Source organism: Bacillus sp. 9.4 (assembly GCF_055486415.1).
On sequence record NZ_JBVFMU010000005.1, the window covers coordinates 55703 to 81896 of the forward strand.

A 26194-nucleotide genomic window follows, 5' to 3' on the forward strand; every position below is an offset into this window, starting at 1 on the left:
TCTGATTTCGGGATTATTCAGAGATGCTTTTTTTGTATTTTTGTTCTAATATGAAGTCGATCATACCGACTATGCGGGCGTTTTCGGAATTTTGTTTGAAGCGTTCTGAACGATTATATTAGCGTAAAACCTCAAACATCTATTGGGAAGTTGAGATTATTTAACATATTTTCACAATAGTTGATTTGTAACGCAGCGTGAGATGTCTGTCGTCTACCCATAAACTGTAATTTAGACATTAAGCATCTATTTTACATTCGTTCTCCAACAGCTTCGCTTTCGGTTTCATCTCCGAGATGTAGAGGCCTAAAAGCGTAAGGGCGCCTCCTAGAAGAGCGATCCATGTCATGTTTTCATGCAGGATCAGGACGGAGGCGGCGATTGTGATAACCGGGACCATGTATATATAAGCACTGGATTTGACGGCTCCGAGCACGCCGACTGAATAATTCCAAGTGGCGAAGCACAGGGCCGAAGCGCCAATCCCTAAGAAAAGCATGTTGAGTATATTTGAAGCAGATGAAAATCGGCTAAGGTCAAAATGGAAGTCGAACAAAAATAAAGCGGGAACCATAAACAATAAACCATACAAAAATACTCTCTGTGTCAGCTCGATGATGTGGTGTTCGTAAGCGCTTAATTTTTTCATGAATATCGAGTATCCGCCAAACACGAGAGCAGCCCCGGCAGCCATGATGTCTCCGAGCGGATTTAGACGCAGTACGATATTGCCGTTGAACGTAATCAATAAAAGCCCGATCAGTGCCGAGCCAAATCCAATGAAAAAAGTCAGCCGCAGTTTTTCGCCTTCAAGCAGAAAATGGGCCAGCACCGCAGTGATCATCGGAATAATGGCCACGATCATGCCGACATTGGATGCGTATGTATAGGTGAGAGCTATATTTTCTAATAGAAAGTATAAGGTTACGCCAAATAAACCAGCCCCGGCAAATAACAGCTCCTGCCGCCAATTCCTGAACGGAATCATGTTGGGACGGACGAGGATAAGAGCGATAAAGCCCATCAAAAACCGATAAAATAATATTTCCATTGGAGAGAAGTCAGCCAGCAGAACTTTTGTCGAAATAAAGGTCGTCCCCCAAATCAGAATGGTCACAATGGCTGCGATATGCCCCGAAGTTTCTCTTTGTATGTTCATCTGTGAAGCTCCTTTTCAAAAATCTTCATGTATTGCTTCGGCGTCAGCCCCACCTGCCGTTTAAAAAACTTCGTCATATGGCTCTGATCGCTGAATCCTGTCTGAAATGCCGCATCAATCGGCCTTACCCCTTGTTCAAGAAGTTTTTTCGCTTGATTAATCCGGATTGTTTCCATGTAGCTATTAGGGGTAATGCCTTTTTGTTTTGTAAATGAACGCAATAAATGATACTTGCTCCAGCCTGTTAATTCACTCAAATCATTGAGTGTGACATTTTCGGCATAATGCTCTTCTAAAAATTCACAAACCATTTTGACTTCGTCTGATGGTTCTGGAACGCTGCTAAGGAACGTGACATCTGAATAACGGCGGATCAGCTCTTCTAATAGATGAAGAAACAGCTCCTCTTTACGCAAAGCTTGTTTTTCCTCGGATATCAAAATATGCAATTCCTGCAGGCTGGCTGTCAGCTCATGGCGGAATAACACATGCTGGGAGAAATAAGGGAGATGCCCGCAGCCAGTAATCTCTTTCACCGCCTTCTCCATGATATCCGGCATAACATTGATACACCGATAATCAAGCGTCCGGCCGTCAATCTGTTCACAGCTATGCGTGTCACGGGGGTTAAAGAGGAGAAGATCACCTGGATTGATGATATATTCTTGATCCTGACAGGCCAGATACCGTTGCCCTTTTTCAATAAATCCAATCACATACTAATCGTGAAAGTGGTTCGGGAACTTTTGCATAATTCCCTTGAAACGGTAGGCTTCTATATGAAGGTGTGGGTCAAGCTGCAGTGTGCGGGTTTCGTTTTGCATGGGATGCCTCCTGTCGGTGTGGTGGTCTTGGATTAAGTGTAGCATGATTTAGGGGGATTTCTTGTATGATGTTGCTGTTTAGGAATAGAGAAAGCAGACCGTTATTGGTCTGCTTTCGTTTAAGAATTTAAAAGATTTCATTCCTCAATAATAATTATCCCTTTTTTAATAAAAATTTATTTTTCAAATATTTCAGTTATAATGGTTTGGAACAGATAGGAGGGCAAAGATGTATCAATCAAAGAAGGTTTTATTGTTAGGTTCAGGTGAGTTAGGTAAAGAGGTAGTGATTGAAGCCCAGCGTCTTGGGGTACAGACGGTGGCAGTTGACAGTTACGAGCATGCTCCGGCGATGCAGGTCGCGCATAACAGTTATGTCGTTGATATGCTGGACCCAGAGCAGATCAGAACCATCATTGAGAAAGAAAATCCGGATTTGATTGTGCCTGAGGTGGAGGCGATCGCGACGGATGAATTGCTGAAGCTTGAAGAGGAAGGATTTCACGTCATCCCGAATGCCCGTGCGGCCAAGCTGACGATGGATCGGGAAGGCATCAGACGGCTTGCGGCGGAAACGCTTGGACTTGCGACGGCTGGCTATGAATTTGCGAATACATATGATGAATTTATACAAGCGGCAGCACAGATCGGTTTTCCTTGTGTCGTTAAACCATTGATGAGTTCTTCTGGAAAAGGCCAAAGTATCTGCCGCTCTGAAGCGGATTTAGAGAGCTGCTGGGAGACGGCGATGGAAGGCGGACGGGTGAAAAACGGCCGCGTGATCGTTGAGGAGTTTATCCCATTCGAATCAGAAATCACACTCTTAACCGTACGAGCGGTTAACGGTACGGCATTTTGCGAGCCGATCGGTCATGTGCAAAAGGACGGGGATTATATCGAATCGTGGCAGCCGCATGATATGACAGAGCAGCAAATAGAAGAAGCGAAGCATATTGCGAAAACGATCACGGATGAGCTTGGCGGATACGGCCTGTTTGGTGTTGAGCTGTTCCTTGCGAAAGATAGGGTATATTTCAGTGAGGTATCTCCTCGTCCGCATGATACGGGTCTTGTCACGCTGGTGACGCAAAATTTGTCAGAATTTGCACTGCATGTCCGGGCGATTCTGGGCTTTCCGATTACAGAAATCACACAGCTTTCTCCTGGCGCCAGCAGGCCCCTCAAAGCGCCGGAAGAATTAGCGGATTACACTGTTGAAGGATTGGAAAACGCACTGGCAGTCCCAAAGACTCAAGTGCGCGTCTTTGGAAAGCCGATAACGAAAGCCGGACGTCGTATGGCAGTTGCGCTTTCTGCTGCTGATACAGTTGAAACGGCAAGAGAGAATGCAAAGAAAGCGTTGGATCAGCTAACGATAAAATAGAGTTTGAGCAGGCCTTGTCATGGTACAAGGCCTGTTTTTTTCTTCCTCCATATAAGTTTTATCATAAGAATCAGAAACCTGATTATAATGTAAAAGTCTTCCATCAATACGGGTGGTTGACACTAAAGGAGGGAGATGACAAAATGAAATTAGTTCCAAGATTCAGAAAACAATGGTTCGCTTACTTAACGGTTTTGTGTTTGGCTTTGGCAGCAGCGGTATCTTTTGGCGTACCGGCAAAAGCGGCAGAGAACCCGCAAACTTCTGTATCGAATACCGGTAAAGAAGCTGATGCCACGAAAAACCAAACGTCAAAAGCAGAACAGGTTTCCGCCCCTTATGAGGGAACCGGAAAAACAAGTAAATCGTTATACGGCGGCCAAACGGAACTGGAGAAAAATATTCAAACCTTACAGCCTTCGAGCATTATCGGAACTGATGAACGCACCAGAATCTCCAGCACGACATCTTTTCCATATAGAGCAACCGTTCAACTGTCAATCAAGTATCCCAACACTTCAAGCACTTATGGATGTACCGGATTTTTAGTCAATCCAAATACAGTCGTCACGGCTGGACATTGTGTGTACAGCCAGGATCATGGATGGGCTTCGACGATAACCGCCGCGCCGGGCCGCAATGGTTCGTCATATCCGTACGGTACTTATTCAGGCACGATGTTTTACTCCGTCAAAGGATGGACGGAAAGCAAAGACACCAACTATGATTACGGAGCTATTAAATTAAACGGTTCTCCTGGAAACACGGTTGGCTGGTACGGCTACCGGACTACAAACAGCAGCAGTCCCGTGGGTCTTTCCTCGTCAGTGACAGGATTCCCGTGTGACAAAACCTTTGGCACGATGTGGTCTGATACAAAGCCGATTCGCTCCGCTGAAACGTATAAGCTGACCTATACAACCGATACGTACGGCTGCCAAAGCGGCTCGCCTGTTTATCGAAACTACAGTGATACAGGGCAGACAGCTATTGCCATTCACACGAACGGAGGATCGTCATATAACTTGGGAACAAGGGTGACGAACGATGTATTCAACAATATTCAATATTGGGCAAATCAATAAATACAGCAAACTAGCCATATTCATGTCTATTTTGTTTTTATGCGGATGCAGTTCGCAGACGCATTCTTCTCAAAAAGAAACGACTATTCCTGTCACTCTTCATGTGGAGGATGCTAAGGGGCTGCCGGTCGCAGGGGTTCAAGTGACGATTGTCAAAGCGCCCTCTTCAGATGAGGAGCCGAGTACAGAGATTGGCGAGATACTTGGTAAAACAGACAAAAACGGAGATATCAAATGGGATACCGGCAGAAAAGGCGATTACTCAGTCGCGTTGACGAAGGGTGAAACATCAGTAACCCATCAGATCTCGTTAACAGAGGATAAAAAAGATCATGCCATTCCATTAGTCTTCAAAGAATAGCAGTTTCCTTGATTTTAAGGGAACTGCCTTTTTTATTTATTGCAGGAAACCAAACTATATACTGGAAATTTATTATGTGAGATAATAAGAAATAGGTATTTTTTCTTACGAGACAAAAGGGGCGTTATCCTTTATTTTATATCAATCAAACCCGGAGGAAAAAGAAGAAAATGATACAAGATTCAATGCAGTTTGCCGCGGTTGAAAGTGGTCTGCGCTTTTACCAGGCATATGATCAAAGCCTTTCTTTGTGGCCGATTGAGTCGGAAGCATTCTATGTTTCTACTCGTTTTGGAAAAACACATATCATTGCAAGTGGGCCAAAGGACGCACCTTCGCTCATTTTGCTTCACGGAGGCCTTTTCAGCTCTGCGATGTGGTATCCGAATATCGCGGCGTTGAGCCGTCAATTTCGTACATATACGGTCGATATAATAGGAGACAAAAATAAAAGTATACCATCAGCAGCCATGGAAACGAGAGCTGATTTTGCAGAATGGATGAAAGATGTCTTTGATTCTCTTGGACTTGAGACGGCACACCTGGCCGGCCTTTCGCTTGGCGGCTCCCATATCGTGAATTTCTTACTCCGCGCGCCCGAAAGAGTAGAACGGGCGGTTGTTATGAGTCCCGCTGAAGCGTTTATTTCATTTCATCCGGATGTCTATAAATACGCTGCAGAGCTTACAGGGGCAAGAGGAGCTGAATCATATATCAAGTGGATCACAGGCGACAGTTATGATCTGCATCCTTTACTGCAAAGACAAATTGTGGCGGGCGTGGAATGGCAGGATGAGCAAAGGAGCCTGAAGCCGACAGAAAACGGCTTTCCGTACGTGTTCACAGACCAGGAATTGAAATCAATACAAGTCCCGGTACTTCTGATGTTCGGTGAGCACGAGGTCATGTACCATCAGCAAATGGCCTTTGAGCGGGCTTCGGTATTGGTGCCGGGAATTCAGGCTGAAATCGTAAAGAACGCCGGACATCTGTTATCTCTGGAGCAGCCAGAGTACGTCAATCAACGCGTCTTGTCCTTTTTATGCGGGGGGATAAAATAGTAAGGAACATGAAAAGATTGGCATTCATTTTTCAAAAGGTAACAAATGTTGTATAATAATAGAATTTGAATGCTGCTTTTTTGGGGAGCATTCTATGTTATCATGCTTATTGGAGAAAAATTTTTCCTGTAACGCTATTCGATCACTATCGTCAAATAATATAGATGGTTTTACAATTGGAGGTTTGGTTACACTGTGAATTACATCCCCTGTATGATTACGATAGGAAACTTCATTTGCGGATTGCTGGCGATTCATTCCTTGCTATATCACAACATTCATTCAGCAGTGCTTTTTATTTTTACAGGCATGTTCCTTGATTTCTTTGACGGGATGGCTGCTCGTAAGCTGAATGCCGTTTCTGATATGGGGAAAGAACTGGATTCGTTTGCCGATCTGGTTACGTTTGGGGTGGCTCCTTCTATGCTTGCTTACAGTGTCGCGTTGTATACCCTGCCATTTATCGGGATCTTATGCGCATTGACGTACAGCATTTGCGGAATGCTTCGCCTCTCTAAATTTAACATTGAACAAAGCAAGCTCCCGACATTTATCGGTATGCCGATTCCGTTTGCGGGCATGTGTCTCGTTATTCTAAGCTTCACCTATAACCCGATCCTTCTGGCAATCGGCACTTGCGGACTTTCATATTTAATGGTGAGTAAAATAAAATTCCCTCATTTTAAAAAACATGCGGCAGAAAACCTGGAGTCCGGGAGATGGAATTAGTTCAGCAGCTCATAGCGGATTACGGTTATCTCGCTATTTTTTTGATGTTGGTATTAGGGATTGTAGGATTGCCGATTCCAGATGAAGTAATGATGACCGTTGTTGGCTATTTCACGCATACCGATGTGTTGAATTATGAGCTTTCGATATTGATCAGTTTTGTCGGGGCTTTGTTAGGTATGCTGATCAGCTACATGATTGGCAGAAAAGCCGGACGCCCGTTTATCGACAAGTACGGCAAGTGGGTCGGCTTAAAAGAAAAGAGAATGATGAAAGTGGAAAAATGGATGAAGAAATACGGTCCATATTCTCTTATTTTAGGTTATTTTATTCCCGGCGTCAGACATGTGACGTGCTACTTTTCGGGGATCGGCAAAATGGATCTGAAAACGTATGTTGCGTTTGCTGCAATCGGCGCCTTTTTATGGTGCTTTGTTTTTATTACAATCGGAAGGGTTATAGGGATTATTCATGTTTAATACGGCTGTAAAGATTCTGTATCGATCATTGATAGAGCTGACGAATCATCGTCTGTCATCCTATCTGATTAAAGGATTTTGCGAGTCGAAAATCAGCAAACCGGTCATTCCGCTTTTCTCAAAACATTTTCGGCTGAATTGGGATGATGTGGACGGTACGGCTGCTGATTACGGATCGCTGTCCGAATTGTTCATTCGACAAATAAATCTGGAGCGGCGCCCTGTGTCAAAAGAGGCGCATGCGGTGGTCAGCCCTGTTGATGGTGTAGTTCAGACGGTAGGAATCATCAATCCGAATCAAACCTTTACGGTGAAGGGAAAAGATTACTCATTCGCTGAGCTGACCGGCTGTAAAAGCGCAGACCATCAATACAACGGCGGTTACTTCGTCGTGCTGTATTTAAGCCCGAGGCATTATCACCGTTTCCATTCTCCGATCAGCTGCAGGTATCAAAAGCTGGCCGAGCTCGGAAATCGCTCATACCCGGTAAATCAATTAGGCTTAAAATACGGAAAAGATGTGCTGTCGAAAAATTACCGGTTTGTGTACGAGCTGAATAGCGGAAGCCGAAATGTCCTGATGATTCCTGTCGGCGCGATGAATATTAATTCTATCGTGCAGACGAGCACCCGTGCTGAATTGGAGATCGGCGAAGAGCTGGGATACTTTTCATTTGGCTCAACCGTCATTTTGATTTTTGAAAAAGACGCGTTCCAGCCGTCTGCCCATTTAGCAGAAGGCCAAGAAGTCCAAGTCGGAGAACTTATAGGTTACGAAGAGTAAAAAGAGGAGCTTGCATAAACGCAGCGCCTCTTTTTTTGAAGAAAGGTGAGATTCATGGAGAAACAAATCATCAGCTGGATTACAGATTATCAGAACACCGGAGATGAAGCCGTCCTGCGGCAAGTGCGAGAAGTGTGCTGGCCGATCGTTGAAGCGGCTTTGCATGAGAAGGCAATAGATGATGAACAAGCGAACAATTTACGCGACAAAGGAATCGAGCGGTTTCCATTCATCATCAGCAAATACCAAGCGGATGTGCAGCTTCCGGTTGAGACATTTTTACGAAATACGTATCGGTTTTACTTTCATCAGGTGATGAGAGAATCCAGCTAAAGCTTCTTTCAACAGAGAAGCTTTTTTTTGTTGGTGAAAAAAGGAATCTTTTTCTATATCTATCTCGTAATGACTAGAGAACCTAGCAGAAAAGGAGAGATAGAATTGAAACGAATGATAGTGAGAATGACCCTGCCGCTGCTGATTGTCTGTCTGGCGTTTTCTTCTTTTTCAGTCTCGACACGTGCTGCTTCTGAAGAAAAATATTGGGATTCATGGATTGAACGACATGCACAGCCACTGGATGCTTCCGATGCTTCAAACAAAGACCTTCGATTTCTAAAGAAGGTGCTGAAAGGGAAACGAATCGTTCAGTTAGGGGAAACGACACACGGCGCTGGTGAAATCAACGCCACAAAGGTCAGAATGATCAAATATCTCCACGAAGAGCTGGGATACGATGTATTGGCATTTGAGTCTGGCTTTCCTGATACAAATGCATCCTACCTTAATATGGACCAATTAACCCCTAAAAGCACGATGAAAAACTCCATTTACGCTGTATGGCACACAGAAGATGTCGTTGAATTGTTTGATTACATGAAAGAGCAAAAAGAGAAAGGCGATCCGCTGATCCTTACCGGTTTTGATATTCAAAGCATGAAGAATTCATTCAATGATGCTGCGACTCAATGGGTAAAAGCGGTGGACCCTGAGAAAGCAGAGTTGCTCTCCCAATCAGAAAATGATTTTTCAACATTAGTGACAGACAGCAATACGTTTGATGAATTTTCGCAAAAGAAGGAAAAGCTTGTGAAAAACTATCAGAAGCTGATCAAGTTCACTAAAACACATGCTTCAGAGCTAAAAGAAAACCTTCCAAAAGAGCCGAAAGCTTATGAGATGTTTATGCATTCTCTTCAGCTGAGAATTGACGTAATGGAAACATATATGCTGGAAGAAATGAAAGAAAAACTAGAGGAGTATCCGGAGAATATTGAGAATTTTTCATTCTTTATGAGAGACCGCATGATGGCTGAACAATTTCAGTGGGTAGCCGACACCCTTTATCCGAAAAAGAAAATCATTGTCTGGGGCCACAATTACCATCTACGCAAACAGAATACGAAGATGATAAAGGACTGGGTACAGCTAAACGGCCCTAACATGGGTGATTATTTGCCGGAGCAGCTGAAAAAACAAACATATACGATTGGCATTTATGCTTACTCAGGTGCGAGTCTTGATAGCTCCGATAATAAGACTGTTAAGCCGGTTACAAGCCCGCCGCCGTCTGAGAGCCTTGAAGCTTTGCTGAAAGCGGCGGACCGACCGGCTGTTTTTGTTGATTTTCTCCATACCAAAAACAAGAAAGGCACTTCGTGGATGTATACCCCCCGCACAGCACTCTATTGGGGATTCACAGAAGAGCAGATGATCCTTAAGGAACAATATGACGGTGTCATTTGGCTGGAGCATATCACGCCATCTGTCATTATCAAATGAGCGGTGTCCCCTGTGCTATAACAGGTGGAGCTCACCTTTTGTTTGATAGTTTTCAGATAACTATATTGATTAGTAAATGAATGGAAAATACTTATGTACCGTGAGAAACCCTTGTGCCGCTTAGGTTTGTAAGAGCTTGGATATTTTTATCAGTCTGGGCGGATCTGTTCATCTTTGCGGCATTTTCCTGTATGATATAGTAAGAGTGTGCATAGCAACTAACTATAATTGAACAGGGTGTTTAAACATGGAAAAACAATACAGAGTATTACTTTACTATAAATATGTTCCGATTGAAGATCCAGAGGCGTTTAGAGAGCAGCATCTGGCTTTTTGTAAGGAGCTTGGTTTGTTAGGCCGTATCCTTGTTTCTTCTGAAGGAATTAACGGTACGGTATCAGGTACGGTTGAACAGACTGAAAAATATATGGAAACAATGAAAGCTGATCCTCGTTTTGCGGACATGGTATTTAAAATTGATGAAGCAGAAGGCCATGCCTTCAAAAAAATCTTCGTCCGCCATAAAAAAGAGCTTGTAACGCTTCGTCTTGAAGATGATGTCGATCCGAACGAAACAACAGGCCAGCATTTGAAGCCTGCAGAATTTTATGAGAAGATGCAGGATCCAAACACAATTGTCATCGACGCGCGTAACGATTACGAGTATGACCTTGGCCATTTCAGAGGTGCGGTCCGTCCTGACATCGAAGCCTTCCGCGAATTACCTGAATGGATCGAAGAACACAAAGATATGCTTGAAGGCAAAAAGATTTTAACGTACTGTACAGGCGGCGTACGCTGTGAAAAGTTCTCAGGATGGCTGGTGAAGCAAGGCTTTGAAGATGTAGCACAGCTTGACGGCGGAATCGTGACATACGGAAAAGATCCAGAGGTGCAAGGCAAGCTTTGGGACGGCCAGTGCTACGTATTTGATGAAAGAATCAGCGTGCCTGTCAACCGTGTCGAGCATGTGATTGTCGGCAAGGACTACTTTACAGGAGAACCGTGTGAGCGTTATGTGAACTGCGCAAATCCATCTTGCAATAAAAAAATGATATGCACACCGGAAAATGAGTATAAATATATGCGCAGCTGCAGCCACGAATGCCGCACGAACCCAAGAAACCTGTATGTGAAAGAGCATAATATGACCGAAGAAGAAGTAAACGCAAGACTGGCAGCGATTGAAACAGAAGATCACGCTGCTGCTGAATAAAAAAAAGAACACCTCGTATTGAGGTGTTCTTTTTTTCTATATGCTTTCAGTTTGGCTGTTTGCGGAAACCCATTCTTTTTGGCGGAAGGCCTTTTCCCATTTTGATACCACGATACAGGCGATCGCATGTCCCGGTACGTTCACACCTGTTCTCGCCATGTCCATGACGCGGTCAACACCCGCTATAATGGCAACGCCTTCAGCCGGCAGTCCTACAGCATTGGCAGTCGCCAGAAGAACTACAAGCGATCCTGAGGGTACAGCTGCAATGCCTTTACTGGTCATCACAAGCACAAGCATCATGAGCAGCTGCTGGGACAATGTCATGTCTACTTGAAAGGCCTGTGCGAGAAAGATACAAGAAACTGATAAATATAAGCTGGAGCCGTCACAGTTCAATGACAAGCCGGAGGGAACGACAAATGATACCACTCGTTTGGGACAGCCGTATTTCTCCATTCTATCCATCAGCTGAGGGAGAATGGTTTCAGTGCTGGTGGTGGAAAATGCAATTAAAAACAGATCCCATATCATTTTCAATACTTCGAAATACTTAATCTGAAAGATGAGACCGACAAGCGGAAAGAGGACAAAGAGGATCAGGAACAGGCCAAGGAATACGGTGCCAACCAGCTTAAACATAGGGAGGAGGAGTTCAATGCCATATTGGCCCACAGAAGCAGCCATCAGGGCTAACACGCCGATAGGAGCAGTGACCATGACGATTTGTGTGAGCTTGAACATAATCTGAGCGGTAGATTCAAAGAACTTCATTACTGGTTCAGAAGCTTTGCCGATACCAGCTGCGGCGACACCAAATAAAATGGCGAAGAAAATAACGGCAAGCAAATCATTTCTGGCCATGACATCAATAATGTTTGTAGGGATAATATCCAGGATCATTTGCTTGAAATCAACAACTTTGTCTGTGTAGCCGGAAAGTTCATGGATATCTTTTTTTGCCAAATGGGAGAGGTCAAGCCCGACACCTGGTTTTAAGACATTCGCTAATAAAAGTCCAAGCCCTAATACCAACGTTGTAATCACTTCGAACCAAATGATCGTCTTGATGCCGAGGTTGCCCATTTTTTTCATGCTTCCGCTTCCTGCGGCTCCAATGACAATGGTAGAAAACACAATCGGCACAACAATCATTTTAATCAGGCGGATAAATCCATCTCCGACAGGCCTCAGTGCCATCCCGAAATCAGGAAAAAAGTGGCCGATCACTGCGCCGACAGCCAAAGCGATTAAAATTTGAAACGCGATTAATTTTTTCAAATGAATCCCCCTTTAGAACGATAGAATTTAGGCATATTCATATCATTCGTGATTCAAATGCAAACACCTTTTTTCAAGTTATTTTATTTTGACAGCGCTTTCATTATGTTGGCGAAAAAGTCCCCCGCAGCAGGGGGGACTTTTTTACTTCATTTGAATGTGCTTTAGATCTTCTTCAGAGGTATTTGTGAAAATAACCGGTGTTATGGCTGAAGCGGCATGCTGCTTGATGTAATTGAGATCAAAGGTGAGAAGCAGTTCGCCTTGTTTGACGGCTTGTCCGCTTGTGACATGTGCTTCAAAGCCTTCCCCATTCAGTTTGACGGTATCGATGCCGACATGAATCAGGATTTCAGTGCCGCCGGCGCTCATAAAGCCGATGGCGTGTTTTGTCGGAAAAATCGAGACGATCTCGCCGTCCGCAGGTGCAACGACTTTTCCTTCTGATGGTATAATCGCAAATCCCTCGCCCATCATTTTTTCTGAAAAGACTTGATCAGGCACATCCCCTAAAGAGACTGTTTCTCCTTTAATCGGATAAATAAAGGTCTCACCGGAATCGGGCTTCTGCGGTTTGTCAGTTACCGTGTCCAGCGTGGCGGCGGTGGCAGGGACGCCTCCGGCCATGATTGTTTTGATGTCGTCTTTTAAGGCATCGGACTTGGTTCCGAATATTGCCTGGAAGTTGTTGTTGACCTCCAGCACACCTACTGCACCAAGCCGTTTTAATTCATCCTTGCTGACTTGGCTTGGCTGATGAACGGTCACACGAAGCCTTGTGATACATGCATCCAGGTTAGCGATATTTTGCTGTCCGCCCAAGGCCTGCAGCACGTGAAAGGCAAGCTGGTCTTTTGCAACTGGAGCTTTCTCCTCATTCTGACCGTCTTCATCTGTCTCACGGCCGGGCGTTTTCAAATTCCATTTCAGAATCGCAAATCGGAACAAATAATAATAAATGAAAGCAAACACGATCCCGACAGGAATGACAACCCAGCCGTTTGTAGACAGTCCGTAGTTCAAGACGTAGTCAATTCCGCCGCCTGAGAACGTATAGCCGTGGCGGACATGGAATAAATCACAAACGACAAAGATGACGCCGGCAAGAATAGAGTTAATCAAATAGAGCACAGGCGCAACGAACAAGAAAGAAAACTCAACCGGCTCTGTAATTCCGGTCAGCATAGATGTGAGTGCCGCAGAAATCATCACACCAGAGATCATTTTTTTCTTTTCCGGACGCGCGGTATGGATAATGGCAAGAGCAACTGCCGGCAGACAGAAAATCATGTAAGGGAAATCCCCCATCATAAAGCGCCCGGCTGTCGGGTCTCCCGCGAAAAACCTTGTCAGGTCGCCGGTTACGGTGTTGCCTGTTGATGGGTCTGTGTATTCTCCCATCATAAAATAGAAAGGCGTATAAAAAATATGATGCAGGCCAAAAGGAATCAGCAAACGATAGATCGTTGCATAAAAGAACAGGCCGACTGTTGAATCGGCAATTAAACTGCTGGCTGCGTTAATTCCGTTTTGGATCAGCGGCCAAACGAATGAGAAAATGACACCGATCACCAATGAACTGACGGAAGTAATAATCGGGACAAAGCGTTTTCCAGAGAAAAATCCAAGGACCGGATGCAGCTCGATTGATGAAAACCGCTTATATAAATAGGCGGCAAGAAGCCCGATAATGATTCCTCCGAAAACCCCCATATCAATCAGGTGCTCGGCTCCTTCATACGGAGGCTGAAGGCCGAGTAATTTTCCCATATTGTCGAGGGTGACGGTTAAAATTAAGTATCCGATGACAGCGGCAAGTCCGGCTACACCTTCTCCGCCGGCTAATCCGATCGCGACCCCCACGGCGAAAATCAGCGGGAGATTATCGAATACAACACCGCCTGCATCCTTTATAATAGGGATGTTCAGTAAATCCTTGTCTCCGAAACGGAGCAAAAGACCTGCTGCCGGCAGGACGGCAACCGGAGTCATCAACGCGCGGCCAAGCTGCTGCAGAATTTGAAATGCCTTTTTAAACATGACAGTCTCCTTTTATTGTGTTATGAGAATGATGCACTCTTTAATTTTTGAGCTGCTTTATAATCGGCGATAACGGTTACATGATTGTGTTTTTGAAGAATAGAGGCCGGTACATCTGTCGTGACAGGACCTTCAGCCATCTTTTGAATGGCGTCTGCTTTTTCCTCGCCGCTTGCTAAAAGCACAATATGTTTGCTGAATTCCATGATGGTTTTAATGCCCATTGAAATCGCGAGTCTCGGCACCAGCACCGGATCACCGCCGAAGAATCTGGCATTTGCCTGTATCGTGCTTTCCGAGAGCTTCACAACACGTGTCCGGTCTTCAAAATCAGATCCCGGTTCATTAAAACCGATATGGCCATTGGCGCCGATGCCGAGAATTTGGACATCAATGCCTCCCGCCTGACGGATGAGATCCTCGTATACTTTGCATTCCGCCTCAAGCTGCGGATTGTCTCCTTGCGGGATATGAATAAGATCAGGCTGCATATTGATATGCTGAAAAAGATGCTCATACATAAAATGGTTATAACTTTGCGGATGAGATGGAGAGAGACCAGCGTATTCATCCAAATTAAATGTAGTAACCTTTGAAAAATCAATTTCGCCTGCCTGATAGTCTGAAATCAACTGCTTATACAAGCCGACCGGTGTGCTTCCTGTTGCCAGGCCGAGAATGGCATCTTTCTTAGCTTGTATTTGTTCTTTAATAATGGCAGCGCTTAACTTACAGAGTTCTTCGTAGTGCTTGGCGATCAGAATCTTCATGTGACACCCCCTCAAAGAGATAGACAAGCATCATATTTGTTATGACCAATTTATGATACTTGTCATTACGAATTTAGCACCGCCCTTATCAAACTGTCAATATTAATTTCTGAAAATTTGTTATAAAAGAAGGATACAAATCTTTCATATTGGGATGGCAAATGGTATTATGGTCTCAATCAAAAAGAACGGATTGCATACAGAATGGGGAGAATGAAATGACAGCTTTATATTCTGTTATCAAGTTTAAAATCATTGAGTTAATTAAATCGGGCAAATATCAGGCGAATGATCAGCTGCCGACGGAGAGTGAGTTTTGCGAACAATATGATGTCAGCAGAACAACTGTGAGACTGGCTCTGCAGCAGCTAGAGCTTGAGGGATATATTAAAAGAATTCAAGGAAAAGGGACATTTGTATCGGCGGCAAAAATACAAACGCCGATTCCGCATAAGATTACGAGCTTTGCAGAACAAATGAGAGGCCTTCGTTCCGAATCAAAAGTGCTTGAGCTTGTGGTGATTCCTGCCGATCACTCCATTGCCGAGCTTTTGAAAATGAAAGAGAATGAACCTGTCAACAAGCTTGTCAGAGTCAGATACGCCGAGGGGGAACCTTTGCAGTATCATACCTCATATATTCCCTGGAAGGCGGCACCGGGGCTGGCGCAGGAGGAATGCACCGGCTCGCTGTTTGAATTGTTAAGGACAAAATACAATATTGAAATCAGCAGGGGCACGGAATCGATCGAACCGATTTTAACGGATGAAACGATCAGCGGCCACTTATTAACCAATGTCGGAGCGCCTGCGTTTTTATCAGAATCCCTTACCTATGATAAAAATGAAGAAGTGGTGGAATATGCGCAAATTATTACCCGGGGAGACCGAACGAAATTCACCGTAGAACAGTCATATCATTCATAAAGCAATGTGTTTTAAGAAGGGAATGGTCGTTCTATGTTTCTATTGACGAATGGAAAAGTGCTGTGGGGAGCTGTCATTGCTGCTTTTATCCTATCAATTGTGTTTTACCCTGTTCTACCGGCCGAAATGCCGATTCATTATGATGTTGCGAACAGTCCGGATCTGACGGTTAACAAGCTGGCGGGGACTGTGATGCTGCCTGTTTTGATGGTGGTGTTTGCATGGGCGCGGAAGATCAATTGGCAATTTGTATTCGCAGTGTATATTTTGCTGATTTGCCACATTGTCGTCCTTTGTTTAGCGGTCTAAATCAAACAGCCAGAATAAAACTGGCTGTTTTTCTTTAATTTCAGCTTCATCTGACAATGAATGTGGTGTATAATAGCTGATGATCCTAAAGAATATTCTGAAATTTATAGGTGTGAAGCGGCGTATTATTAAAGGAAAGGCTGTATACTTTTTACAGCTTTAAAAAGACTGAATATTTAAACAATTATGTGAAAGGTGTGCTGATTAGATTGAATAAGCTTATTGAACGAGAAAAAACTGTATTTCATAAGGAAAAGCCCGACCCGTCATCCTTGGGATTTGGTCAATATTTTACAGATTATATGTTTGTGATGGACTACGAAGAGGGAATTGGATGGCATCATCCGAGAATTGCGCCGTACGCACCGCTTACGCTTGATCCGTCTTCATCTGTTTTTCATTACGGCCAGGCTGTTTTTGAAGGATTAAAAGCATACAGAACAGACGACGGCAGGGTGCTGCTGTTCCGTCCGGATCAAAATGTCAAACGGCTGAACAGATCGTGTGAGCGCATGAGTATGCCTCCTTTAGACGAAGAGCTGGTGCTTGAGGCATTGACGCAATTAGTTGAGCTGGAGAAAGATTGGGTTCCAAAGGAAAAAGGAACGTCACTGTATATTCGTCCTTTTGTGATTGCCACAGAACCGAGTCTCGGTGTGAAGGCATCCAAGAGCTATACATTCATGATCGTGCTTTCGCCTGTAGGCTCCTACTATGGCGACGATCAGCTGAAGCCGGTAAGAATCTACGTCGAAGATGAGTACGTGCGGGCGGTGAACGGCGGAGTCGGATGTGCAAAAACGTCTGGAAACTACGCGGCCAGTCTTCAGGCACAGCGGAAAGCGAATGAGCTGGGCTATGACCAGGTATTGTGGCTGGACGCCATCGAAAAGAAATATGTGGAAGAAGTAGGGAGCATGAACATCTTTTTCGTCATAAACGGGGAAGCTGTCACACCTGCTTTAAGCGGAAGTATTTTAAGCGGGGTTACACGTGCGTCTGCGATTGAACTGATTCGAAGCTGGGGCATTCCGGTTCGTGAAGAGAGAATATCGATTGATGAGGTGTATGCGGCCTCTGCACGCGGAGAATTGACAGAGGTCTTCGGCACAGGCACGGCAGCAGTCGTTACGCCTGTCGGTGAACTCAACATTCATGGAAAAACGGTGATTGTAGGCGACGGGCAAATCGGGGAGCTATCAAAAAAGCTGTATGAAACGATAACAGATATTCAGCTTGGAAAGGTGAAAGGCCCGTTTAACTGGACAGTGGAAGTGTGAAAAACCTGCCCGGAGGCAGGTTCTTTTTATTTTGAATGAGTCATATCAGCAGCCGGCTGGCTTTTGCGGTTTTTTACATAATACATTGCATAGCAAATGGCCATAAACGGAACGCCGCAATAGAGTGCGATTCTTTGATTCGGATCAAAGGCAATGCCAACAATGGAAGCCAGGCATAACAGGAACGCGGCAATCGGCACGAACGGATACAAAGGGGTTCTGTATTTCAAATCAGTAACCTTGTTTCCCGCTTCGATATAACGTTTTCTGAACATGAATTGAGAAGCAGCGATTCCCATCCACACGACAACGACGGCAAAACCGGAAATCGACACGAGCACAACGTATACAGTGTCTGGCGCAAATACGCTGGACAGCAACGACAGAATGCCGCCGATCATGCTGAACACCAGCGCGTTAAAAGGGGTTCCTTTTGACGTCAGCTTTGCAAATGTCGGATGAAGCGTTTTTTCTTTTGATAAAGACCACAGCATCCGGGAAGAAGCGTAGAGTCCGGAATTAGCCGCTGACAGGATCGCTGTCAGGATAACAAAGTTCATGATATCGGCTGCGTATGGTACACCGACTCTGTCAAAGACAGCGACAAACGGGCTTTTGATGACACCTGCATCTTGAATCGGAATCAGCCCTGACAGCACAAAAATTGTTCCGACAAAGAAGAGTGAGAGACGCCAGACCGTTGTTTTAATCGCTTTTGGTATCGTCTTGTCAGGATCAACGCTTTCACCGGCTGCGATTCCGATTAGTTCCGTTCCCGAAAAGGCAAAATTAACGGACAGCATCGTCATCAAAATCGGGACAAATCCATTTGGAAAAAGCCCGCCTTCCGCCATGAAGTTGGACAGCATCGGAGCGGATTCTCCGCCTTTGATCGGGATGATGCCGAACATGGCAGAGCCGCCTAAAAGAATAAATAATACAATGGCTAATACTTTGATGCTGGAAAACCAAAATTCTGATTCAGCGAAAAACTTGACCGAAAATGCGTTAAGCAAGAAAATGAACAGCGCAAAGACGGCACTCCACATCCAAACCGATGTATGGGGGAACCAGCGCTGCATTAACAGGCCGGCTGCTGTGAATTCTGATCCTAATGCCACGGTCCATGTCAGCCAGTACAGCCAAGCGACCGTAAATCCGGTGCCCGGCCCTATGTATTTGGCTGCATAGGTGTGAAAGGCGCCGGTCACAGGCATGGCGACTGACAGCTCACCGAGGCATAGCATGACCAGATAGACGATGCCGGCCCCGACTAAGTAGGCAAGTATCGTTCCGGCCGGGCCTGCTTGCTGAATGGTATAACCAGAGCTTAAAAACAGCCCGGTTCCGATGACACCTCCCAAGGAAAGCATAAAGAGGTGCCGGCTTTTCATACTTCTCTGAAAGGTTGTCTCATTCTTGTTGTGGGCAGAGTTCATCTTTTTCCAACTTTCTATCAGCGATTTATTTCCTCCTAATAAAAAATCTCATGTCAGAAAGTGACACGAGACTCCGGCGAACCGGCTTTAAGTTAGAATATACAAACTATTCCGATAAGTCAAGTTGTTTTTAAAGAGCGGGCCCAAGCCGCAATTTCTTGAATATCTTCGGGTTTTGTCCGGCAGCAGCCGCCAATCAGCCTCGCTCCTTTTTCATGCCAGGTGCGGGTGCTCGCCCCGTAAGATTCTGCGCATGCTGCGCCGTTCCACGTTTTTGTTTCCGGATCATATTGCTCACCTGAATTCGGGTAGACAATGATCGGTTTTGACGTGTTCTTTTTTAACTCCTCTATCAAGGAAGGGATATGCTGAAGCGGCGTGCAGTTGATGCCGAGTGCTGCAATTTGGCGGTGTTCATCAAGCCACGATGCGCAGTCAGCTGCAGGTGTTCCGTCACTGATATGCAGGCCGTCTTTAGCACTGAAGCTGATCCATGCATACGTTTCAGGAAATTCCTTCAACAGCCGAACAATCGCTTTGGCTTCAGTCAGACACGGAATCGTTTCGCATGCCAAAACATCAGCCCCGGCCTCGATCAGCGCCTTCATCCGGGGGCGATGAAATTCAATCAGTTCATCCTCTGAGATTCCGTAGTTGCCGCGATACTCAGAGCCGTCCGCAAGATAAGCGCCATAAGGGCCTACAGATGCCGCAATGATCGGTTTTGGCCGATTCAGACGGTTCTCTTCAAGCGACCAAAATTCATCACGTGCTTCAGCTGCGATGCTGACGGACAACTCGATGAGCCGGCGTGCTTCCGCTTCGCTCAGCCCGCGTGCGGCAAAGCCTTCAAATGTAGACTGATAGCTGGCAGTGATTGCACAATCGGCGCCTGCCGCGAAATAATCAGTATGAACTTGTTTAATCAGATTTGGCTCTTCCATCAGGATTTTTGCCGACCACAGACTGTCATTCAAATTACAGCCCTTGCGTTCAAGCTCGGTCGCCATGGCGCCGTCTAGCACAATAAGCGGGTATGTATCTAATATGTGTTGGATAGGATTCATAGAATGTACCGATGCCTTCTTTCAGATTTTTTTGAAAAAGATATGAAAATCGTAATGGAGGCTTACGTGTTTGTCAATAAACGCAAAAAGGGAAAGGTGTTCAGCCCATATGTCTGAACACCCTTTTCTTATGATATTTGTTTGTTGTGCGTGTCAGTCTTTGTGTCTGAAACCGGCCAGCACTCAATGCCATTGTGGTTTTTGAGCACATCTTTATAAAAGACCGGATCCTTGCCTGCTTTCTTCTGGCGTGTATAGTCTTTCAGCGCCGTAAAAACGACCTTTGATAGTAAGAAAATCGCGATTAAATTCACGACGACCATCAAACCCATGAACAAATCAGCAAGATCCCAGACGAGCTGGACTTTGGCAACACAGCCAAACACGATCATTGCCAGCACGCCGATACGGTAGACAAAAATCAGTTTTTTGCTTTTGTTCAAAAAGCCGATATTGGTTTCGCCATAATAATAGTTTCCAATTAGAGCACAGAATCCGAATAACAAAATCAGAATCGCGAGAAAGCCTGATGCCCATGATCCGACATGGGAGCTGAGGGAGGCTTGTGTCAAGGCGATTCCGCTCAGACCCGGAGTATGATAGGCATCCGAAAACAGGATGATAAAGGCGGTGCTTGTACAAATGACCAGTGTATCTGTCAGTACACCAAAAGCTTGGATCAGCCCCTGTTTGACGGGATGGCTTGTTGTGGCGGTGGCAGCGGCATTCGGTGCGCTTCCCATTCCCGCTTCGTTTGAAAAGATTCCCCGTCTGACGCCTTGCATGAGTGCCGCGCCCAAAGCCCCGCCGGCGGCCTGATCAAAACCAAACGCATTTTTCACGATTAGCGCAAGCACACCTGGCAGCTGCGTAATGTTGGTGAAAATGACGAAAAACGCAACTCCGATATACAGGACAGCCAATACGACGACAATGGATTCAGCCAGCTTTGCAATGCGCTTGACTCCGCCAAAAATAATCGTGCCGAATACAGCAATTAAAATGAGTCCCAATGTCAGGCGGTTTGTGCCAAACGCGTTTTCAAAGGCAAGGCTGACTGTATTTGATTGAACCGAGTTGAAGACGATACCGAACGATAAGGTGATTAACACAGCGAACAGCGCGCCCATCCACCTTTTGTTCAGCCCTTTTTCCATGTAATACGCCGGCCCGCCGCGGAAGCCGTTTACATCTTTTACTTTATAAATCTGAGCCAGTGTGCTTTCCACAAAGCTGGATGCTGATCCGATAATAGCGATAATCCACATCCAGAAGATTGCACCGGGCCCGCCGAGTGCAATGGCGATGGCAATGCCCGTAATATTTCCCGTTCCGACACGGGCCGCCATGCTGATGCAAAAGGCTTGAAACGGAGAAATGGTGTTTTTCGACCGGGAAGCAGCACCTTCTCTTAATACCCTGACCATTTCTTTCAGCATGCGAACCTGTAAAAACTTCAGCCTGAACGTAAAATAGATTCCCAGAGAAAGGAGCAAAACAATTAATAGCTTTGACCACAAAAGATCATTTGCAATACCGACGATATGTTCCAGGATTTGCTGCATACAATCACCTCTTTTTTCATATTTAAAAAATGCTGAGCTCCCATTCCTGCGCCATATGCTTTAGCAGCATACCGCCAGTGAGGCTGTTGCCGTATTCATCAATGGCAGGCCCGTAAATGCCGATGCCGCATCCGGATTGAAAAGGTTGTTCTCTTCTGGCGCTTGGAGGCACCAGCGCCATGATGCCGCCGGAGACGCCGCTTTTGGCCGGCACGCCGACAAACGCCGCATATTTGCCTGAAGCGTTGTACATGCCGCACGTCAGCATTAATGCCTTGGCCAATTTTGCCACATCTTTTGGAATCACCTGCTCGCGTCGAATCGGATGATACCCGTCATGAGCAAGGATCAGGCCGATCAACGCAATGTCTTCTGTGGTGCTCTCCATAGCGCATTGCTTCAAGTACACCTCAAGTGTTTCTTCTACTTCAGCTTCTAAAAAGTTTGTTTCTTTTAAATAGTAGGCCAGCGCTCTGTTGCGGTGGGCGGTTTCCCATTCAGAACGGAATACTTCCTCATGAATTCTCGGCCGTTTTCCTATCAAAGTTTCCATCACCGAGTAAAGGAACTCGAGCTTTTCGTATGCCGATTCTCCGGGAAGAATCGAAGCGATGGTAAGGGCGCCCGCGTTGATCATGGGGTTGAAGGGCTTTCCCGGCTTGTTGATTTCGAGCCGAATGATTGAATTAAAGGCGTCGCCTGTCGGCTCGACATCTACGCGGTCCAGCACATAGGGAATGCCGCGGCTCATGCAGGCGGCAATAAAGCTAATCACTTTTGAAATGCTTTGCAGGGTAAAAGAGACGTTCCAGTCGCCGGCGTGTATCATCGTTCCATCAGGCTCCAATACACAGATGCCGAGCTGTGAATCATTGACTTTTCCTAAAGCGGGGATATAGTTTGCGCTTTGTCCATTGGCGGCAAAAGGGCGATAGTATTCAACCCAATCATGAAGCTGTAACGCCGGGTTTATGTCTTTCTGTTGCTCTTTTATCAATTCTTTCATCGAATTCCTCCTCACTGATTTTTTTCTTAAAGGACTGAGGTGTATCAAAACGAAGGCTAAAGGGGCGTTAAACGCTTTCATAATAGCGGAAGGTATAATTACTGTATAATGGAGACTACAGAATCATACAAAATACGACAAAAACATTTTGAAAATAAGCAGTAAGATTTATAAAAACCTCATGTTCTGGGTCAAAAGCAATTTGCAGGTTTTCTCCCGATTCCCCAAAATAAAAAGCGAGGATGTGATCAACATAAAACTGGAACGGTTTATTGAAAAAGACGGATATATACTGGCCCTCATGCTGATAACGGTGCCGCTGGCCGGTGAACTGAAATTTTATCCCCTCAATGAAGAATTCCGGGTCAGCTTTGGGGCACCGGTTTTTTTCTTCTTTTTATCGCTGTTGCGGCAAGTGCCCGCTGTGCTGCCGGGTTTTCTGACTGGAGCGGCTGTTTTCATCTTTCGCGTCTTTCTGGAATTATGGGGCGGAGGACACAATGGGCTGACTCCGATTCTGTATGATCAAGCGTCTGGCTTTTTCTTTTATATGACTTACGCCTGTCTGTTTTCCATATTAAAGGCCAATCGTTTCCGTGAACGGCCGATTATGCTCGGTTTCATTGGGTTTATGATTGAAGTTGTGTCAGATTGTGTCGAGCTGGCTGTGCAATTTCTCATTTTTCATACGGTTGTCACGCCTGAGAAAATCACTGACATTGCGGTGATTGCGATTTCTCACACATTTATTGTGATGAGCTTTTATAGTGTGCTGAAGCTGTATGAAACACAATCGAGAGAAAAACAGACAAGGCAGCAGCACGGGCACATGCTGATGATCGTTTCCAATTTATATGAAGAAACGGTGCACCTAAAAAAGACATTGAAAACGACAGAGAAAGTGACAAACGATTCGTATCAGCTCTATCGGGAAATGAAGGGCAAGGATGTTCAGCTGAGCGGCAGAATCTTGAGACTGGCCGGAGAGATTCATGAAGTGAAAAAGGACAACCAGCGGATATTCGCAGGGCTTTCAAAACTGATTTCGAATGAGAGTTTGAGAGATTATATGAGGGCTTCTGATTTGCTGCAGCTCGTGATTCGAATGAATGAAAAGTACGCTGAAGCACTAGGGAAGCAGATTGATTTTTACTGCTCGATCGAGGGAGAGCATGACGAATATCACGTATTTATCGTGCTTTCGATCATTAATAATCTAACAGCAAATGCGGTAGAGGCTATGGATGAAGAGGGAATGGTCAGCCTGAGGCTCCGTAAGCCAAATGAGAGTATGGTAGAATTCCAGGTGGAAGACAATGGCCCCGGGATTTCCGAGAAAATCGGAGACATTGTGTTTGACCCGGGCTTTACTTCAAAATATGACGAATTTGGCACGCCTTCTACGGGTATCGGACTTTCCTACGTAAAGGAAATCGTGACAGAGCTAGAAGGGGATATCACGTTTGATAATCAGCAGCGGGGAGTGGTGTTTGCCATCAGGCTGCCTGTCCGGCATTTGATTCAGAAAGGGTGAACCAAAAGCTATGCGTTTTTTTATTGCAGATGATGACCGTGCGGTGCGGTCAATTTTAAGGCAGATCATTGAGGACGAAGATCTCGGGGAAGCTGCTGGTGAAGCAGACGACGGAAGCCAAGTGGAAGGGCATATGCTGCAATTTAAGCAGATTGATATTTTATTAATCGATCTGTTAATGCCCGGAAGAGACGGCATTGAGACGATTCGTCAGATCCAGAATACGTACTCCGGCAAAATCGTAATGATCTCTCAAGTGGAGGCGAAGGAAATGGTCGGGGAAGCGTACTCGCTCGGCATCGAATATTTTATCCATAAGCCGATTAACCGCATTGAAATTGTCACGGTTCTCCAAAAGGTGAAGGAGCGGATCGAGCTTGAACACTCGATTGGAGCCATTCAGCATTCTCTAAGCCGGCTTGTCAATCGGACTGAACGGAAAGCGCGTCCCCAGCAGAAGAGTGACAGCGGTTTAAAAGAGGCAGGAACATTCCTGTTGTCCGAGCTGGGCATGATGGGAGAAGGCGGCGCACATGATCTCATGGCGGTCCTGCAGTATTTAGCAGAACACGAGCAATCCGAGCCGCACGAAAAACAAAGCCCTTCGCTAAAACAAATATTCACCCAAGTAGCGGTACGGAAGCTGGGCACAGGGGCCTCACAGACGGAAGTCAATCGCGAAATGAAAGCCTCGGAGCAGCGTATCCGCAGAGCGATTATTCATTCGCTGCACCATTTTGCTTCACTGGGCACAACTGATTTTTCGAATCCAAAATTTGAAACCTATGCATCCAAATTCTTTGATTTTCCGGTTGTCAGCCAGAAAATGAAAGAACTCCAATCCAAGGATGCAAAACCCCTTGCACCTGCTAGAATAAATATGAAAAAATTCATCCACGTGTTTTTTTTGGAAGCAAAGCTTTTGCATGAGACGATGAAACAAAGAAGGATATAAACCAAACAGCCGGCTGACCTGGCTGTTTTTTTGCTGCGCAGAATCCCGGCCGGACAGTGATTTACCGCTTTTTTATAAAATATCAGAAAATAAAGATATTGACTTATTGTTTATTTGTCTTACAATTAAACAAAAGGATATATGGGAAGGAGCGGATGTGGAAGAAAAAATAATAAAAGCGCTTACAGATAGAGGCTGTATACACAAATAACAGGAGGTTATGTTGATGAGCCGTATCAGAAAAGCACCCGCTGGAATTTTAGGTTTTCCGGTTGCTCCTTTTAACACACAAGGAAAACTGGAGGAAGAAGCTCTTTTTCAAAACATTGAGTTTTTGCTGAATGAGGGCTTGGAAGCGATATTTATCGCTTGCGGGTCTGGTGAATTCCAATCTCTCAGCCAGAAGGAATATGAGCAGATGGTTGAAGTCGCAGTCTCGGCAGCCGGAGGAAAGGTGCCGGTCTACACGGGGGTGGGCGGCAACCTCAGCACAGCGCTTGATTGGGCGCAGCTGTCGGAGAAAAAAGGCGCCGACGGCTACTTGATTCTGCCTCCGTATTTGGTGCATGGCGAACAGGAGGGGCTGTACCAGTATGCGAAAACGATTATTGAAAGCACTGACTTGAACGCGATTCTTTATCAGCGCGATAACGCAGTTCTCTCTGTTGAACAGATCAAACGTCTGACCGAATGTGAACAGCTTGTCGGTGTCAAAGACGGGGTAGGAAATATGGATTTGAATATCAACCTCGTCTATACGATCGGCGACCGCTTGGGATGGCTCAACGGAATGCCGATGGCTGAAGTGACGATGCCGGCATATCTGCCGATCGGGTTCCACTCTTACTCTTCAGCGATTTCAAATTATATCCCGCATATTTCGCGAATGTTCTATGATGCATTGAAAAACGGAAATGACGAGCTGGTGAAGGAACTCTATCGGCATGTGATTCTGCCGATCAACGACATTCGCAAACAACGAAAAGGCTACGCCGTATCCTTGATTAAAGCCGGTATGGAAATCATGGGTTTGAATGTAAGGAATACAGCCAGACCGCCTGTCGGCCCGGTTGAAAAAGATCATTATCAGCAATTGGAAGCAATTTTGAAGCAGGCGGCTGACCGTTTTCCGAAAAAAGCCGCGACGGTTTGACCAGAAAA

Annotated in this window: 24 protein-coding genes and 1 pseudogene; 16 read left to right on the forward strand and 9 right to left on the reverse strand. The window is 45.4% G+C overall.

Annotated features, from left to right (window positions below):
- Window positions 1–238 precede the first annotated feature (238 nt).
- Both ACZ07B_RS17990 and ACZ07B_RS17995 read right to left on the reverse strand, forming a co-directional pair.
- On the reverse strand, window positions 239–1159 hold the full coding sequence (locus tag ACZ07B_RS17990; RefSeq protein WP_464877502.1) for a DMT family transporter: 921 nt from the start codon (window positions 1157–1159) through the stop codon (window positions 239–241).
- Window positions 1156–1983: pseudogene (locus ACZ07B_RS17995) on the reverse strand (AraC family ligand binding domain-containing protein). The gene ACZ07B_RS17990 and the pseudogene ACZ07B_RS17995 overlap by 4 nt, the downstream one beginning before the upstream one ends.
- Before the next feature lie 229 nt (window positions 1984–2212).
- Here ACZ07B_RS17995 and purT point away from each other — a divergent pair.
- From purT to trhO, 10 genes are all read left to right on the forward strand, one after another.
- Entirely contained in the window at window positions 2213–3367 is a 1155-nt protein-coding gene (purT, locus tag ACZ07B_RS18000; RefSeq protein ID WP_130573415.1) for a phosphoribosylglycinamide formyltransferase 2, read from the forward strand.
- Between the two features lie 143 nt (window positions 3368–3510).
- A complete protein-coding gene (gene mpr / locus ACZ07B_RS18005; protein WP_015252930.1) occupies window positions 3511–4452 on the forward strand; it encodes an extracellular metalloprotease Mpr in 942 nt (313 codons plus the stop codon).
- Complete coding sequence (locus tag ACZ07B_RS18010) at window positions 4415–4813, forward strand: YbfJ family protein (protein ID WP_024571582.1); 399 nt, start codon at window positions 4415–4417, stop codon at window positions 4811–4813. The genes mpr and ACZ07B_RS18010 overlap by 38 nt, the downstream gene beginning before the upstream one ends.
- 170 nt (window positions 4814–4983) lie before the next feature.
- Window positions 4984–5874: an enantioselective carboxylesterase CesB gene (gene cesB, locus ACZ07B_RS18015; protein WP_185184498.1), complete on the forward strand. Its 891-nt coding sequence runs from the start codon at window positions 4984–4986 to the stop codon at window positions 5872–5874.
- 195 nt (window positions 5875–6069) lie between these two features.
- Window positions 6070–6603, forward strand: coding sequence for a CDP-diacylglycerol--serine O-phosphatidyltransferase (gene pssA / locus ACZ07B_RS18020; RefSeq protein ID WP_014475661.1), 534 nt, complete (start codon window positions 6070–6072; stop codon window positions 6601–6603).
- Window positions 6594–7082: a DedA family protein gene (locus ACZ07B_RS18025; RefSeq protein ID WP_003234861.1), complete on the forward strand. Its 489-nt coding sequence runs from the start codon at window positions 6594–6596 to the stop codon at window positions 7080–7082. The genes pssA and ACZ07B_RS18025 overlap by 10 nt, the downstream gene beginning before the upstream one ends.
- Complete coding sequence (locus ACZ07B_RS18030; RefSeq protein ID WP_003234858.1) at window positions 7075–7866, forward strand: phosphatidylserine decarboxylase; 792 nt, start codon at window positions 7075–7077, stop codon at window positions 7864–7866. Before ACZ07B_RS18025 ends, ACZ07B_RS18030 begins: the two co-directional genes overlap by 8 nt.
- A gap of 54 nt (window positions 7867–7920) precedes the next feature.
- A complete protein-coding gene (locus ACZ07B_RS18035) occupies window positions 7921–8199 on the forward strand; it encodes a hypothetical protein (protein WP_464877503.1) in 279 nt (92 codons plus the stop codon).
- A gap of 105 nt (window positions 8200–8304) precedes the next feature.
- On the forward strand, window positions 8305–9645 hold the full coding sequence (locus ACZ07B_RS18040; protein ID WP_464877504.1) for an erythromycin esterase family protein: 1341 nt from the start codon (window positions 8305–8307) through the stop codon (window positions 9643–9645).
- A gap of 247 nt (window positions 9646–9892) precedes the next feature.
- Window positions 9893–10861, forward strand: a complete 969-nt coding sequence (gene trhO, locus ACZ07B_RS18045) for an oxygen-dependent tRNA uridine(34) hydroxylase TrhO (protein WP_003246287.1) — start codon at window positions 9893–9895, stop codon at window positions 10859–10861.
- Window positions 10862–10897: 36 nt separating this feature from the next.
- Here the strand turns inward: trhO and gltP are convergent, their stop codons facing one another.
- The 3 genes from gltP to nagB all read right to left on the reverse strand — a co-directional run bounded on the left by gltP (window position 10898) and on the right by nagB (window position 14952).
- On the reverse strand, window positions 10898–12142 hold the full coding sequence (gene gltP, locus ACZ07B_RS18050; RefSeq protein WP_464877505.1) for a glutamate-aspartate/proton symporter GltP: 1245 nt from the start codon (window positions 12140–12142) through the stop codon (window positions 10898–10900).
- A 144-nt stretch (window positions 12143–12286) separates the two neighbouring features.
- Window positions 12287–14182: a glucose-specific PTS transporter subunit IIBC gene (gene ptsG, locus ACZ07B_RS18055; RefSeq protein WP_134155990.1), complete on the reverse strand. Its 1896-nt coding sequence runs from the start codon at window positions 14180–14182 to the stop codon at window positions 12287–12289.
- A 20-nt stretch (window positions 14183–14202) separates the two neighbouring features.
- Window positions 14203–14952: a glucosamine-6-phosphate deaminase gene (nagB, locus tag ACZ07B_RS18060; RefSeq protein ID WP_123373992.1), complete on the reverse strand. Its 750-nt coding sequence runs from the start codon at window positions 14950–14952 to the stop codon at window positions 14203–14205.
- 218 nt (window positions 14953–15170) lie between these two features.
- On the opposite strand from nagB, the gene gamR reads away from it, so the two are divergent.
- The 3 genes from gamR to ACZ07B_RS18075 all read left to right on the forward strand — a co-directional run bounded on the left by gamR (window position 15171) and on the right by ACZ07B_RS18075 (window position 17467).
- Window positions 15171–15878, forward strand: coding sequence for a transcriptional regulator GamR (gamR, locus tag ACZ07B_RS18065; RefSeq protein WP_003234841.1), 708 nt, complete (start codon window positions 15171–15173; stop codon window positions 15876–15878).
- Between the two features lie 33 nt (window positions 15879–15911).
- Entirely contained in the window at window positions 15912–16187 is a 276-nt protein-coding gene (locus ACZ07B_RS18070) for a DUF1648 domain-containing protein (RefSeq protein WP_326210762.1), read from the forward strand.
- A gap of 209 nt (window positions 16188–16396) precedes the next feature.
- Window positions 16397–17467, forward strand: a complete 1071-nt coding sequence (locus ACZ07B_RS18075) for a branched-chain amino acid aminotransferase (protein WP_326210760.1) — start codon at window positions 16397–16399, stop codon at window positions 17465–17467.
- 26 nt (window positions 17468–17493) lie between these two features.
- Here ACZ07B_RS18075 and mmuP read toward each other — a convergent pair whose 3' ends face one another.
- From mmuP to ACZ07B_RS18095, 4 genes are all read right to left on the reverse strand, one after another.
- Window positions 17494–18906, reverse strand: a complete 1413-nt coding sequence (mmuP, locus tag ACZ07B_RS18080) for an S-methylmethionine permease (protein WP_464877506.1) — start codon at window positions 18904–18906, stop codon at window positions 17494–17496.
- A gap of 119 nt (window positions 18907–19025) precedes the next feature.
- Window positions 19026–19973: a homocysteine S-methyltransferase gene (gene mmuM, locus ACZ07B_RS18085; RefSeq protein ID WP_335388827.1), complete on the reverse strand. Its 948-nt coding sequence runs from the start codon at window positions 19971–19973 to the stop codon at window positions 19026–19028.
- A 128-nt stretch (window positions 19974–20101) separates the two neighbouring features.
- Window positions 20102–21538, reverse strand: coding sequence for an alanine/glycine:cation symporter family protein (locus ACZ07B_RS18090; protein ID WP_029317243.1), 1437 nt, complete (start codon window positions 21536–21538; stop codon window positions 20102–20104).
- A gap of 22 nt (window positions 21539–21560) precedes the next feature.
- Entirely contained in the window at window positions 21561–22544 is a 984-nt protein-coding gene (locus ACZ07B_RS18095; protein ID WP_464877507.1) for a glutaminase, read from the reverse strand.
- A 301-nt stretch (window positions 22545–22845) separates the two neighbouring features.
- Between ACZ07B_RS18095 and glnK the strand changes: the two genes are divergently transcribed.
- The 3 genes from glnK (at window position 22846) to kdgD (ending at window position 26186) form a co-directional block, all read left to right on the forward strand.
- Window positions 22846–24078: a two-component system sensor histidine kinase GlnK gene (gene glnK, locus ACZ07B_RS18100; RefSeq protein ID WP_464877562.1), complete on the forward strand. Its 1233-nt coding sequence runs from the start codon at window positions 22846–22848 to the stop codon at window positions 24076–24078.
- A 10-nt stretch (window positions 24079–24088) separates the two neighbouring features.
- The gene (glnL, locus tag ACZ07B_RS18105; protein ID WP_003234824.1) at window positions 24089–25033 is read left to right on the forward strand and encodes a glutamine utilization two-component system response regulator GlnL; all 945 of its coding nucleotides are present in this window, start codon (window positions 24089–24091) and stop codon (window positions 25031–25033) included.
- A 226-nt stretch (window positions 25034–25259) separates the two neighbouring features.
- A complete protein-coding gene (gene kdgD / locus ACZ07B_RS18110) occupies window positions 25260–26186 on the forward strand; it encodes a 5-dehydro-4-deoxyglucarate dehydratase (RefSeq protein ID WP_003246372.1) in 927 nt (308 codons plus the stop codon).
- Window positions 26187–26194: the final 8 nt, after the last annotated feature.